A 14,012-nucleotide genomic window follows, 5' to 3' on the forward strand; every position below is an offset into this window, starting at 1 on the left:
TCACAGCGTCAGGCCGGAAAAGCGCAAGGGCTTCCCAGGCTCAGGCGAGCGAGCTTCAGGCCATCGCGGTGACGCTGGGCCAAACCTCCTGGGTAGCTTCAGTGCCAAGAAATGTCAGTGCGGTTCTTTGCGAGTGGTGCCACGCCGCCTTGCTTTCCAGGTCCAGAAAGTGCCCGGTGTCCGGAACGACATTGAAACTGCTTTTGGCGATGTAGTTGGAAAACATCCGCGCATCGTCAACGGTGGTGTATTCATCTTTTTCACCATTGATGAACAGCACCGGAATGTTGATCGAGGAAAAACGCTCGACGTAGTTACTGGCGCTTAGTTGGCGAATCTGGCTGATGTGAAAGTCGATCTGGCGATATTCGTGCTCGGCAAGGCTGATCAGGTGCTTGTAGTTATAAAGTTTGAACAGGCGCGGCAGGTACTTGCCCACGGTGTCGTTGAGCAGTGAGCCGATCTTGCGCTTTTCGCGTGCGGCGAGGTAGATCTGGGCGTTGTCGATATAGTCGAGCATGGCCTCGTTGAGCACCGGCGAGAACGAACTGATGATGGCCTTTTCCACGGAAGGAGGGCATTCGGAGAGGGCCAGCAGGGCCGATACACCGCCCCAGGAGACTGACAGCAGGTGGTTTACCTGATAGAGATCAATCAGTTGCAGGAGAATGTTTACTTCATCTTCCTTGCTGACAATCATGTCGTCCGGGTTGTGCGCTCGGGATTGCCCCGAAAATGGCAGGTCGAACAGCACCAGATTGTAGTGCGGTTGCAAGTATTTGACCGTCTGCCCGAAAGAGCCAGTAGTCGACAGTGCGCCGTTGACCAGCAGAATGGTCTTGGCGTCGCTGCCTTTCCAGTAAGTCTCGGCGTACACCTTGTACTTACCGATGGTTAGAATCTTCGATTGTGCGCCCATAACAGCCTCCCAGCTAAAATTTGATCCAGCAATTAGTACAGTGTTCTCTGCTTCGGCAGCCATGCCAAAGCCTCGCCTGGTAAGTGGCGAAATCCGGTGAGTTATTATTATGGGTGCAGCGAAAACGTTACCGCAGGAACTGTGCTTGCCCTGACATAGATAACGCAGTGCCAGCATTGCGACAAGTCACTGACGTCATAAAAATGTCTAGCTGTTCACATTGCACCTTGGCGTTTGGCCATCATCTTTTGACCAATAGACGGATTTAATCGGGGAAAAACGCCATATCGAACCTGAAAAGCGTATTTATTGGGGTGAACTTGCTGGTGCTGAAACGGTCAAGCTGGATACGGATTTGTAACATTCAGTTACATTTTTGCGCTTGGCATAACGCGCCAGATTAATATCGAAATCGCTGAAACCCTCGAGCCAGACGCTTTAATCTCGTCAAAAAGCAGGCACGATCGTGCAATCAAGGGTTTGGGAAGTGCGTGAATCTCAGGCCAGCGTATTCACTGTGCGGCATTCCAACAGCAAGCTTGCGCCGCCATATTCGCTGGTGCCTATTTGCAGGGTAAAACCATGCAGATTGACGATGGCGGCCACTACCGAGAGACCAAGGCCAAAACCGCTTTGCTCGGTGCCGGCTTCGCTGCGATAGAAGCGCTGGAAGACAGCGGCGCGCTCGGCGACAGGGATGCCAGGCCCGGAATCCTGTACTTCGATGCACGGCGTGGTGCCGCCTGGGGCAGGGTAGGCGCTGACTTTGACGATTCCGCCGCCAGGGGTGAACTTGATTGCGTTGCCCAGCAGGTTGGTCAGTGCTTCGAACAGCAGGGCGCGGTCGCCTACCAGCGTGGGTAACGTTTCATGCAGGTCGAGTATCAGGGTGATCTGGTCTTCCTCAGCCAGCGGCAGGTAAAAATCATGCAGCTCCTGCAGCAGCGGGCGCAGTTCCAGTTCAACGAATGCCGAGCGCCGCTGACGGTCTTCCAGCTCGGAAATGCGCAGCAGCCCGCGGAAACGTGCCATCAGTGTGTCAGCTTCGCTGATGACCTGGGCAATCTGCGTGGCGTGGGTCGAATCGTGGACCGACTGCTGTTGAATACGGTAAAGCTGCGCACGCAAGCGGGTCAGCGGTGTGCGCAGGTCATGGGCGATGTTGTCGCAGACGCCCTTGACCTCGTTCATGAGCTTTTCGATCCGGTCGAGCATGGCGTTGACGATTACCGCCAGCATGTCCAGTTCATCGCGCCTGTTGGAGACCGGCAGACGGCCGGCCATGTCGCCGGCGATGATCGATTCGGCGCTGGCCTGGATCGCACGGATGCGTCGCAACGGTCGACGGCGCAACAGATGCCAGCCGGCAACACCGGGAATGATGGTCAGCGAGATGCCCCACAGCAAGGCATGCAGGATCAGCGTGCTCACCGCAAACAGCGAACCGTTCTCGCGAACCAGCACCAGCCAGCGGCCGTCCGACGTGCGATTGACGATCGCATCGCAACTGCCTTGCGGCATGCCTGGATCATCCGATTCGATGCAATCGTTCAGTACATGAATCTGGCCGTCGATAGGCAGGTTTTTCGGGACGCTGGTGATAGGCCCTGCAACCGGGCGGAAGTTTTCGTCGAACAGACCATAGGCATCCACCGAGCGGGTATCGAAGGTCATGCTGGTGGCCAGAGCGTCCACCAGGCCCTGGCCCTCGAAGCGTGAAAACAGTTGCTGGCGATGGGTGAGCGACTGGCGGGCGAGGGTGTCCAGATAGGACGTCACCTCCCAATACAGGACGCCAAGCAGAATCACACTCCAGGCTACGAACAGCGAGCTGTACAGCGCCAGTAATCGACTTGTGGATGATCGCCAGCCGTCAGACGGGTTCGGCAATGACATAGCCGGATCCTCGCACGGTCTGAATGAGCTGTGCGGTACCGGGTTGGTCGATCTTCTTGCGCAGACGGCCGATGTGTACGTCGATCAGGTTGGTGCCCGGATCGAAGTGGTAGCCCCAGACTTCCTGAAAAATCATCATTCGCGTGATGATCTGTCCGCTGTTGCGCATCAGGAACTCAAGCAGCTTGAATTCGGTGGGCAGCAGCGTCAGCGGTTCGCCGCCGCGACATGCTTCCCGGGTGATCAGGTTCAGTTCCAGGTCGGCAACCTGCAAGACCGTCTTGGCGGCACTGACCGGGTTGCTGCGTCGCAACAACACCTCGACGCGTGCGGCCATCTCATCCGACGCAAAGGGTTTTGGCAGATAGTCGTCCCCTCCGGCACGCAGGCCGCGGACGCGCTCGTCAACGTCAGAGAGTGCGCTGATCATCAGGATCGGCGTGGAAATGCCCTGGGCACGCAAGTGGGTGACGATGGTCAGACCATCCATCTCCGGCAACATGCGGTCCAGGGTAATAAGGTCATAATCGCCACTCACTGCACGCGCCAGACCATCACGGCCATTGTCGACCCAGTCCACTTCCAGCCCGTGGCTGCTGAGTTCGGTCACGATTTCCTTTGCAGTGATGGCATCGTCTTCGATTGCCAGAATTCGGGTCATGGTCCCTGCCTGAATAGGTGCGTTCAAAGAGTCATTCTGCCTTTAAAATCCGCCGCGTTTCCTGAAAGAAAGTTTAATGATAGGGATCATATTTCTCGCTTTGCCGTGGAATCCTCTTCCTTGAGCTTCTGCGCTTTCTCCAGGCGACGTTTTTCTTCCTTGTTTTTGCGATCGCGCTCCATTTTCTCGGTGGTGTCTTTTTCACTGCGGATCTGCGCATGGCTGATCAACGCGAAAATAAAACTGCCACCGATAATGTTGCCCGCCAGCGTGGGGCCTGCGAAAGCAAACCAGAAATCCTTCCAGCCCAGCTCACCCGCGAATACAAGATAGGATACTTCGGCCGAACCCACCACGATGTGCGTAAAGTCGCCGAGCGCCATCAGGTAAGTGATAAGCACAATGATCGCTATCTTGGCGTTTTCCATCGACGCGATCATCCAGACCATGGTCGCAATCATCCAGCCCGACACAATGCCCTTGGAAAACATCTGGCCCAGGTCGTTTTCCATGACCTTGTGGCCAATTTCCAGAAACGCCTTGTCGGTGCTGGTATCGAAAATCGGCAGGTTGAGCATGACGTAGGCCACCGTCAGCGTGCCGACCAGATTGCCGGTCAGAACCACACCCCACAGGCGCAGCAGCCGCCAGATGTTGGCCAGGTTCAGCTTGCTCATGACCGGCAGTACAGCCGTGATGGTGTTTTCCGTGAACAGTTGCTGGCGCGCCAGGATTACCGCCAGAAACCCTGCCGAATAGCCGAGGCTGCTGATCACATGACTACCGGGGATGCCTTCGAGGCGCGAGTTCAACAAACCCATCGCCATCAGCGACAGGCCCATGGTCAGCCCCGCAGCCAGTGCCGACCACCACAGCGCGGCTACGCTGCGCTCCAGTTCGTGGTCGCCCTGCATGCGAATGGTTTCGTGCAACACTGCCGCGCGGGGCGGCTGATTCTCATCGATCTCGCGCTCTTCCTCGGCGGAAAGGCCGGGGGTCTTGCCATCTACTTCGTGATCCATACAACGTCCTCAGCGCCAGTGATGAAATGGCCCGACCGGGGCAATGTCGGGCCGATGGTTCAGACAGGCGCCGCGCGCTGTCGTTCGCCAGCGGCGGGGCGTATCGAGAAATGTTTGAGCCAGTCGGCAGAATGTGTCGGTCTAGCCCAGCAGATCGGCGCTCTGCACGCGTTCTATACCCATGCCGAGCATGGTCTTCCAGGCCTGCTCCAGCGAGCCGTTCATGTCGATGGCGCGACAGGCATCTTCGACCACAAAAGTATTGAAACCGGCACTCCGTGCGTCCTGCGCCGACCAGGCGACACAGAAGTCCAGCGCCAGACCGACCACGAACAGCGTATCGATACCGCGCTCTGTCAGGTACCCGGCCAGCCCTGTACGGGTCGTGCGGTCTGCCTCCAGAAATGCCGAGTAACTGTCGATGTGCTCATTGCAGCCCTTACGCAGGACCAGTTGCGCGTGAGGCAGATCGAGGTCGGCATGCAACTGAGCACCGTGGCTGCCTTGTACGCAATGATCCGGCCACAGCGTCTGAGGACCGTAGGGCAGGGTAATGCTCTCGAACGGCAGGCGCTGCGCATGGCTGGAAGCAAAGGAAATGTGCCCGGCAGGGTGCCAGTCCTGCGTGATGACCACTTGGGAAAAGCGCGCACCCAGGCGATTGATCAGCGGCAGCAGCGCATCGCCGTCAGCCACAGCCAGTTGCCCGCCGGGCATGAAGTCGTATTGCATGTCGATCACCAGCAAGGCGCAACGAGGATCGGCAGGCTTGTGGGAAAGGGGCATCGTGGGTTCTCTGGTAAGGAGCAATGAGCGCAGTTTGCCTGTTTATCGCCACATTGGCTAAGCGTCATGTCTGGCCTGTGCAAGAGTATTTTTTGGGAATTTGTATCAGGCGTTAATACGAATCTGTACTATTCGCAAAAAATCCTGCCGGGTCCCAAGAGGCCTGGTTTCTTGCCAAGGGCTGCACGTCGATGCGTCGTACTCTCGTTTCACTTTGCGTTATCCAGGCGATCTCTCAAGCGGCCTGGGCCGATCAGGTGGCTGGCGTCCAGCCTGCCATGGAGTTGCAGAACATCGATATCCAGGGCGCCGCCAATGCCGAAACGGCACAAGGACCGGTCGATGGTTATCGGGCCACACGGTCTGCCAGTGCAACGCGTACCGATACCTCGCTGCACGAAACCCCGCAATCGGTCAGCGTCGTGACCCGTGAAGCCGTCGAGGACATCGGTTCCACACGTTTGCAGGATGCTCTCGACTACGCGGGTGGCGTCGGGCGAGCCAACAACTTCGGCGGCCAGGGGCTGACCACCTTTACGGTGCGCGGCTTCACCACCGGCGAGTTCTATCGCAACGGCTTCCCGATCAATCGTGGTTATCCGAACATGCCGGACGCCAACACCATCGAGCGCCTTGAGGTGCTGCGCGGTCCGGCCACCACGCTCTATGGCCGTGGCGATCCGGGCGGCACCTTCAATGTGGTTTCCAAGCAGCCGTTGGCCGAGCCCTCCGTCACGCTGGGCGGTCAGCTCAATGATCAGGGCATGAAGCGCGGAACGCTGGATGCCTCGGGACCCGTGGATGACGAAGGGCGTTTTGCCTACCGCCTGAATGTCGTGGGCGAGGGCGGCGATACGTTCCGTGACCACGTCGAGACCGAGCGCTATGGCGTGGCGCCGGTATTGAGCTGGCAGGTCAACGACGTTACGCGGATCACCTTCGAAGGCGACTTCATGCGCAATAACGCGCCACTGGATCGTGGTCTGACTCGCTATGCCAACCAGACGGGCACGGCTTCTCGCGACACGTTCTTCGGCGAGAAGAGTGTGGGCAAGCTGCATAACGACAACAACATGGCACAACTGCGCTTCGAGCATGACCTCAACCCGGACTGGACGCTGGGCGGCGGTGTGCAGATCCTTGACGGCTCCCTGCAAGGCGATGCCATCGAGGCCAACGGGCTGGCGGCGGACGGCCGCACCCTGGGGCGCAACTTCAACTATCGCAAGCTGGAATGGACCGATCGCGATGTGCAACTGAACCTGACCGGGCATTTTTCTGCGGGCGGTTTCGAGCACACGCTGCTGACCGGTGTCGAGTACGAAGATTATGACTACAAGTCGATCATTCAACGCTCCAGCGGTGCAGTCAGTGCCTACCCGATCGACATCTTCAATCCGGTCTACGGCCAGGCTCGTCCGGCACTGACCCGAACGACAACCCACGACAAGGAAAACCTCAAGACCTGGGCTGCCTTCGTGCAGGACCAGGTGGCCCTGACCGAGCGCCTGAAGCTGCTGGGCGGTGTGCGTCTGGAGCGTTTCGAACATGATTATGATTCTTTTCTGCCCGGCACCAGCAGTTGGACTGCCAGCGATAACGCGGTCACACCGCGCCTCGGCCTGAGCTACGACCTGACCGACGACCTTGCCGTCTACGCCACGACTGCTCGCTCGTTCAAGCCCAACAGCGGTGCCAGCCGACTGGGTGGGGGGTTCAAGCCGGAGGAGGGCAAATCCTATGAGATCGGAACCAAGTGGGAGGGGCTGGACGGGCAGTTGAGTGTCGACACGGCCGTCTACCAGATCGAAAAGCGTAACGTGCTGACCACCGACCCGGTCGATTCAACGTTCAGTGTGGCGGCGGGCGAGGTGCGCAGTCGCGGCCTGGACCTTAACGTAGTCGGCAACCTGACGCCGGAGTGGCGGGTAATGGGCAGTTACGCCTACGTGGACGCCGAAGTCACCAAGGACAACACGCTACGGTCCGGTACACGGCTGATGAACATTCCCGAGCAAACCTTCAGCCTGCTCAACGTCTACGAGTTTCAGGAAGGCGCCCTGCGTGGCCTGGGCCTGGGCGGCGGCGGTCGCTATGTCGACCAGCGCGCCGGGCGTACAGCCAACACTTCTTTCTCGATGGACAGCTATACGGTGTTTGACCTGCTGGCCTATTACAAGGTCAACCCGCACGTGAAACTCAATCTGGACCTGAAGAATCTGTTTAACACCGACTATGAGGAAGGCTCGTTCGGCAACGTCTATGCCTATCCGGGGGCACCACGGACGGTGCAGGTGGGGATTGCCTATACGTTGTGATGCCATGTGCCGATATCGGGTTCTGATAGCGCAAGCCTGATCCTTTCAGGGGCAGGTTCAGCAGCGTGTGTCATGGGCATCGGCCCTTGTGCACACGCAGCCGTGCATCATCAGTACTGATCGGCCGTTGAAAAGCCGGCACGGTGGCGAAGTTTGCCCCCCTGGAACTGTTCCTTGCCGGGTAAAATGTCCGCTCCGGCTGCTTTGAGAGCGCTCATATTATCCCGCAGGGCATTAGTGGCGGCGTCCTTTTGCTGGAAGGTATTGGCTGCTGTCAGGTTGGCATTACCCACTTCGCCAATCTGGAATTTGTAGCCAGCCTCTTTCATTGCCTTGATCTGGTTGGCGAGTCGCGAAGAGGCTTCGCTTTCCCTGGCATACACATGAAAACTGCCAATCAGTGCAGGGTTGTCGTCGCCATTGGCAGCCTTTAATTGAACCGCAAACTTGACCAGGCCGCTTTGCGGACCTGCGGTCAGGCCACCCCCCCAATTGCTGTCCTCGACAACAATACTTCCTTTATAACCGGCATCGCGCGCAGATTTAATTAACGTGGTCTGCATGTCAGCCCATTCCTGACTTGCGCTTTTACCGCCCTGATGGAAGGTATCCAGCACAAAGCCTGTGCGACTGCCAAACCTTTTGACAATGGTACTGATGTCGGCCGAGGCCTGCTTCAATTTGTCTCCCGTCAGCACGTTTCCGCTACCCTGGTTTGCATCGTCGCGGAACGTGAACTGAACTTTTACACCCTGTTTGCCCCCTTCATTGAGCAACGCCCTGAGCTTGTCCAACTGCCTGCTATCCTGAATCTGGTCGTGCGTCATCTGAAAGCGCAAGGTTCCGCCTCCAATCGCTTTCAGGTCCTGAATCATCTTCGTGGCTGCGGCAGGTGTGGCGATATCATCAGGATTGACGTTGGCTCCCCCGCGCAAGACGGGCTCGGCAGTTTTGACCGGCTCTGAAGCGGAAATCTTGTCTTTGTCTTTGACTTTGTTATCTGGCTCGGCAGGGGCCGTATTGTCTTTGACAGTGGCGACGTCATTGAGCACGGCCTTGGTATCATCCTGATTGACACGCGTTTTTTGACTGGTAAGTAACGCCGTATCCGACGGGGATGCTTCGCTCGCCAGTGCTTGAGCATTTCGCTTGAACATTGCTCTGGTATAGACCGGAGAGGTTTCCGCTGCTTCAGCGGAGTGCCTGTCGGAGGGCGTGTAAGTATCGAGTTTCGCCTGCGCATTTGAAGTTGTGTCAGTCGCGCCAGCGCTCGCCGGCTGTACGGTCCTGTCGGCCATGACAGGTTTCTCGTTAGCGGCCATGAGACTGTCATATAGCCTGGCTGAGCGGATATTCATCGGGTGTCTCAGTGATCGGTGCGAAAAGTGATTGCGCCTGGTGAAACAGGAGAATAAATCTCAAGGCAAGCGATAACGGATGGAATGACAGTATTCATATAAATACGTCGGAAACTTGATGGAGCGATTGAGCGACTGTTTCTATTTTTCTGTTGTTTATTGATACTCGGGCTCAGGGTGCAATTATATTCCGGGCATTGTCCATCGGAAGAGCAGGTTCGCCTAGATATAATTTTCAATGTTGGCAAAAACCGGAGGATTAATCCTGTGCTGACCTTTTTTGTCCGACGCGCTAATCGTTACTGATATGCAAGCGGGGGCCTGCGGCGGGCCCCGTGACCACTCTTTACAGAGGCTGAAATCCAACGCCAGACGCAGCCTGGCATCCATAGGTTACAGCCTGATGTTGCAGGACTCGTCAGCCAAACACCCGAATCGGCGACCCCGCATGCCACGCCTGAATGTCTTCGATCATCTGCCCGTAGAAGGTCCGGTAGTTATTTTCGGTGACATAACCGATGTGCGGAGTTGCCAGCACGTTGTCCAGCGTGCGGAACGGGTGGTCGGCCGGCAGTGGTTCGATGTCGAAGACGTCCAGCGCTGCACCGGCGATTCTGCGCTGTTGCAGTGTGTCGATCAGCGCGGCCTGATCGATGATCGGGCCGCGTGACGAGTTGATCAGATAAGCCTCGGGCTTCATCCAGCTCAGCGCCTCTGCGTCGACCAGACCGCGGCTGCGATCGCTGAGCACCAGGTGCACCGACAGCACATCGGCCTGCTCGAACAGTTGCTGTTTGCTGACATGGGTGACGCCTGACTCGGCAGCCGCCTCTGGCGTCAGGTTCTGGCTCCAGGCAATGACCTTCATGCCGAATGCCTGTCCGTAGCGGGCGATCCACTTACCGATACTGCCCAGGCCGAGAATGCCCAGGGTTTTGCCATGCAGGTCGCTGCCCAGTCCGACCTGCCAATTGCCGGCACGCAACGAGTTGGCCTCGGCTACCAGGTTGCGGGTGATGCCCATGATCAGCGCCCAGGTCAGCTCCGGTGCCGCATGCTTATAGCTTTCGGTTCCGCACACGACAATGCCCTGACGCTTCGCCGCAGCGGTATCGATCGCCGCATTGCGCATTCCGCCGGTGACCAGCAGTTTCAGCGTCGGCAGTTGGCTGAGCAACGTCGCATCGAACAGGGTTCGCTCGCGCATCACGCAAATGATGTCGAAGCCTTGCAGGCGCTGCGCCATGGTCGATGTATCGGCAGGGTAGTCATGCAGAAAGCTGACTGTGCCCACTGAGTCGAGTACGGACCAGTCCACGACATCGCTGGCGACGTTTTGCCAGTCATCGAGTACCGCTATTTTCAATAGGGTCATTGTCTGAAGGCCTCTTGATGGGATTGTTTTTCAAGGCAAACGCTAGTTGAACAGGCTGGCGGCGATGTTGATCGAAAAACCCAGAATCGCGGTGTTGAACACAAAACAGATCAACGACTGGCCGAGCACGACCTTGCGCATTTCGCGCGTCGCTACGCCAACGTCGGAGGTTTGCACCGCGACGCTGAGGGTGAACGAAAAGTACAGGAAGTCCCAGTAATCGGGGTTCTTTTCACCGCCCACAAATGCCAGTGCGGGTTCTTTGCCTTTCCAGGTGTAGAACATGCGTGCGTAATGCAGGCTGAAGATCACGCCGATCATCAGCCAGGAGCCGATGACCGTCAGGCCGGTGAAGGCGTGGTGAAGCATCTTGGCGTCGTTGGAAAGGCCTTTGCTGTTGGCGATTTCAAAAATGATTGCGGCCAGGCTGGCCAGCGCCGCGACGCAGACTGTAACCAGAATGACGCCCGCGTTTTCGTCTTCCCTCATCGCAACTCGCCGAACATCGTCAGCGTCGCTGCGCAGCGTGCGGATGAAAATCATGATCAGATAAAGCCATACCCCCGTGTCCCAGCCAGTCAGCAGGCTCTGGGTCAGTGTCGAGTGAGGTATGAGCCAGGACCAGGCGATGCCTGCGGTCAGGCCGACCAGAGCGGCAAGGGTGAGGCGAGGGCGGGTGCGGGCGAGATGGCGCATGCGGTCTAATCGTTACTGGACATTACCAGACAGTAGCATGCCGCTTCGGCAAGCCAAATTCGATTAAAAAAAACGGCGCGCAAGGGGGTTGCGCGCCGTGTGCCAGCCAGAGAGTGAACAGGCGGCGAGTCAACTGCGAGTGTCAGACCGATTCAACGCACCAGGCAAGGCTGCTTGTTATTGAATTTCCAGTCCGGGATCAGAAACTGCATGGCCACGGCGTCGTTACGCGCGCCCAGGCCCATGCCTTTATAGAGTTCGTGAGCCTTGGCCAACTGGTCCATGTCCAGCTCGACACCAAGCCCCGGTTTCTTCGGGACCTCGACCTTGCCACCGACGATTTGCAGTGGCGCCTTGGTCAGACGCTGGCCGTCCTGCCAGATCCAGTGCGTATCGATTGCGGTGATAGTGCCCGGTGCTGCAGCGGCGACGTGGGTGAACATCGCCAGGGAAATATCGAAATGGTTGTTGGAGTGCGAGCCCCAGGTCAGGCCCCACTCGTTGCACATCTGCGCCACGCGTACCGAGCCCTGCATGGTCCAGAAGTGCGGGTCGGCCAGTGGGATATCCACTGACTGCAACTGAATGGCGTGGCCCATTTCCCGCCAGTCGGTAGCGATCATGTTGGTAGCTGTCTTGAGGCCGGTAGCACGGCGGAACTCGGCCATCACTTCACGCCCGGAATAACCGTTTTCCGCGCCACACGGGTCTTCGGCGTAGGCCAGCACATGATGCTGATCGCGGCACAGGCGGATCGCTTCCTTGAGCGACCAGGCACCGTTCGGGTCCAGCGTAATGCGCGCCTCGGGGAAGCGTTCGGCGAGTGCGGTCACCGCTTCGATTTCCCGGTCACCGCTCAGCACGCCGCCCTTGAGCTTGAAGTCCTGAAAGCCGTAACGCTGATGCGCGGCCTCGGCCAGGCGTACTACGGCCTCCGGTGTCAGTGCTTCTTCATGGCGGATACGGAACCAGTCATTATCGGCCTCGGGTTCGCTGCGGTAGGCCAGATCGGTTTTGCGCTGGTCGCCGACATAAAACAGGTAACCGAGCATTTCGACCTGATCGCGTTGCTGACCTTCGCCCAGCAATGCGGCAACCGGTACTTCCAGATGCTGGCCGAGCAGGTCGAGGAGCGCCGCTTCCAGTGCGGTGACCGCATGAATGGCAATGCGCAGGTCGAATGTCTGCAAGCCGCGGCCACCGGCGTCCCGATCGGCAAACGCCTTGCGTGCCTCGTTGAGGATCTTCTGGTAGGTGCCGATGCTGCTGCCGACGACCAGCGATCGCGCGTCCTCCAGCGTCTGGCGAATCAGCTCGCCGCCAGGTACTTCGCCCACGCCGACATGCCCGGCATTGTCCTTGAGAATGACCACGTTGCGAGTGAAGTAGGGGCCATGTGCGCCACTCAGATTGAGCAGCATGTCGTCATGGCCCGCCACGGGCACGACCTGCATCTCGGTAATGACGGGGGTCTTGCTGGTGATATTGGATTGCTGAATATTCATGACGGGTCCTTTAAACGTAAGGCCTTGAAAATATGACCGATGAAAAAGTGGCTGCGCATGTGTGTCAGTGGGTCGCCGGCGTCTGAATGGCGGCGACCGGTGTCGCGCCAGGCTTGGGGGTGTTGCGCGCGGCGAAAACAATGATCGCGGCAATGATCGACGTGGCTGTCAGGCCATACAGCCCACCCTGGATCGAGCCGGTGTGTTCTTCCAGCAGGCCGAAGGTGGTCGGTGCTACGAAGCCGCCGAGGTTGCCCACCGAATTGATCAGCGCGATGACCGCTGCGGCGATCCGTGCGTCCAGATAGGCCTGTGGGATCGGCCAGAACAGCGAAGAAGCCGACTTGAAACCCAGCGCTGCAAAGCAGATGGCAACGAAAGCGAAGATCGGGCTGCCGGTAGTCGACATGAACATCCCGGCAGCGGCAATCAGCAGGGCAATGGCTACCCAGGCCTGCTGGCGTTTCCATTTGGCGGACAGCGTGGCGAACACGTACATGCCGATGATCGACAGCAGCCACGGAATGGAGTTGAACATGCCGACTTCGAAGTCAGTCAGGCTGCCCATTTTGCGGATGATGCTCGGCAGCCAGAACGTCGCTGCGTAAATCGTCAGCTGGATGAAGAAGTAGATCAGGCAGAACAGAATGATCTGACCGTCCTTGAGCAGCTTGCCGATGGAGGCCTTGACCGGCGTCGCGGCTTCGCGGGCAGCTTGTTCGGCATCGATGGCGTTGACCAGCGCATCCTGTTCTTCGCGGGTCAGCCACTTGGCATCGTGCGGTTTGGAGTCCAGCCAGAACCAGACGAAGAAGCACAGACCGACCGAGAACATGCCTTCGATGAAATACATCCACTGCCAGCCTTTAAGGCCGAAACCGGTGATTTGCAGCAGCAGGCCGGACAACGGGCCCGAGATCAGCGAGGCAATGGCCGAGCCGCTGAGGAAGATGGCAATCGCCTTGCCACGCTCGACGCCAGGCAGCCAGCGGGTGAAGTAGTAGATCACGCCTGGAAAGAAGCCGGCCTCGGCCACACCGAGCAGAAAGCGCAGGATGTAGAAGTGGGTTTCGTTCTGGATGAAGGCCATGCAGGCGGCGACGATGCCCCAGGTGAGCATGATTCGCGTCAGCCAGATACGCGCCCCGACTTTCTGCAGCAGGATGTTGGAAGGGACTTCGAAGAGGGCGTAGCCGATGAAGAACAGTCCGGCACCCAGGCCGTAGGCTGCTGCGCCGATGCCCAGGTCATGCTCCATGTGCGAACGCACGAAGCCGATGTTGACCCGGTCGATGTAGTTGACGATGAACATGATGACGAAAAGCGGCAGGACGTGACGTTTGACCTTCGATACGGCTGAATTAAGAGCCGAACCTGTGCCGTCGGCCATCCTGGAATTGGATGTGCTCACAGTTGAATCTCCCACTCGTTGTTTTTATGCGGGTATGTGCGAAGTGTGTCCTTCGCATTGTCGGT

Annotated in this window: 11 protein-coding genes; 1 reads left to right on the forward strand and 10 read right to left on the reverse strand. The window is 58.1% G+C overall.

All coding sequences use genetic code 11. The features are described from left to right. Positions 1-55: 55 nt before the first annotated feature. From LCH65_RS24395 to pncA, 5 genes are all read right to left on the reverse strand, one after another. Positions 56-982, reverse strand: a complete 927-nt coding sequence (locus tag LCH65_RS24395) for an alpha/beta hydrolase (protein ID WP_052810440.1) — start codon at positions 980-982, stop codon at positions 56-58. 435 nt (positions 983-1,417) lie between these two features. After that, positions 1,418-2,815: a HAMP domain-containing sensor histidine kinase gene (locus LCH65_RS24400; protein WP_226439873.1), complete on the reverse strand. Its 1,398-nt coding sequence runs from the start codon at positions 2,813-2,815 to the stop codon at positions 1,418-1,420. Beyond that, positions 2,793-3,476 carry a response regulator transcription factor gene (locus tag LCH65_RS24405; protein ID WP_003371891.1) on the reverse strand — a complete coding sequence of 228 codons (684 nt, stop codon included), beginning with the start codon at positions 3,474-3,476 and terminating at the stop codon, positions 2,793-2,795. The genes LCH65_RS24400 and LCH65_RS24405 overlap by 23 nt, the downstream gene beginning before the upstream one ends. A gap of 86 nt (positions 3,477-3,562) precedes the next feature. Then, positions 3,563-4,498 (reverse strand): formate/nitrite transporter family protein, encoded by a 936-nt coding sequence (locus tag LCH65_RS24410; RefSeq protein WP_044308795.1) that lies wholly within the window; start codon positions 4,496-4,498, stop codon positions 3,563-3,565. Between the two features lie 141 nt (positions 4,499-4,639). After that, positions 4,640-5,284 carry a bifunctional nicotinamidase/pyrazinamidase gene (gene pncA / locus LCH65_RS24415; protein WP_054081070.1) on the reverse strand — a complete coding sequence of 215 codons (645 nt, stop codon included), beginning with the start codon at positions 5,282-5,284 and terminating at the stop codon, positions 4,640-4,642. Between the two features lie 191 nt (positions 5,285-5,475). Between pncA and LCH65_RS24420 the strand changes: the two genes are divergently transcribed. Then, positions 5,476-7,602, forward strand: a complete 2,127-nt coding sequence (locus LCH65_RS24420; RefSeq protein WP_003435933.1) for a TonB-dependent receptor — start codon at positions 5,476-5,478, stop codon at positions 7,600-7,602. Between the two features lie 110 nt (positions 7,603-7,712). Here LCH65_RS24420 and LCH65_RS24425 read toward each other — a convergent pair whose 3' ends face one another. The 5 genes from LCH65_RS24425 to LCH65_RS24445 all read right to left on the reverse strand — a co-directional run bounded on the left by LCH65_RS24425 (position 7,713) and on the right by LCH65_RS24445 (position 13,926). Next, positions 7,713-8,960: a cellulase family glycosylhydrolase gene (locus LCH65_RS24425; protein ID WP_096137066.1), complete on the reverse strand. Its 1,248-nt coding sequence runs from the start codon at positions 8,958-8,960 to the stop codon at positions 7,713-7,715. Positions 8,961-9,378: 418 nt separating this feature from the next. After that, complete coding sequence (locus tag LCH65_RS24430) at positions 9,379-10,335, reverse strand: D-2-hydroxyacid dehydrogenase family protein (RefSeq protein WP_003371904.1); 957 nt, start codon at positions 10,333-10,335, stop codon at positions 9,379-9,381. A 42-nt stretch (positions 10,336-10,377) separates the two neighbouring features. Continuing rightward, positions 10,378-11,031: a DUF1345 domain-containing protein gene (locus LCH65_RS24435; RefSeq protein ID WP_003396441.1), complete on the reverse strand. Its 654-nt coding sequence runs from the start codon at positions 11,029-11,031 to the stop codon at positions 10,378-10,380. 152 nt (positions 11,032-11,183) lie between these two features. Continuing rightward, entirely contained in the window at positions 11,184-12,536 is a 1,353-nt protein-coding gene (gudD, locus tag LCH65_RS24440) for a glucarate dehydratase (RefSeq protein WP_003435928.1), read from the reverse strand. Positions 12,537-12,600: 64 nt separating this feature from the next. Continuing rightward, on the reverse strand, positions 12,601-13,926 hold the full coding sequence (locus tag LCH65_RS24445; RefSeq protein WP_044308790.1) for an MFS transporter: 1,326 nt from the start codon (positions 13,924-13,926) through the stop codon (positions 12,601-12,603). Positions 13,927-14,012 lie beyond the last annotated feature (86 nt).

Source organism: Pseudomonas sp. MWU16-30316, assembly GCF_020515645.1.
Classification (GTDB): Bacteria; Pseudomonadota; Gammaproteobacteria; order Pseudomonadales; family Pseudomonadaceae; genus Aquipseudomonas; species Aquipseudomonas cerasi.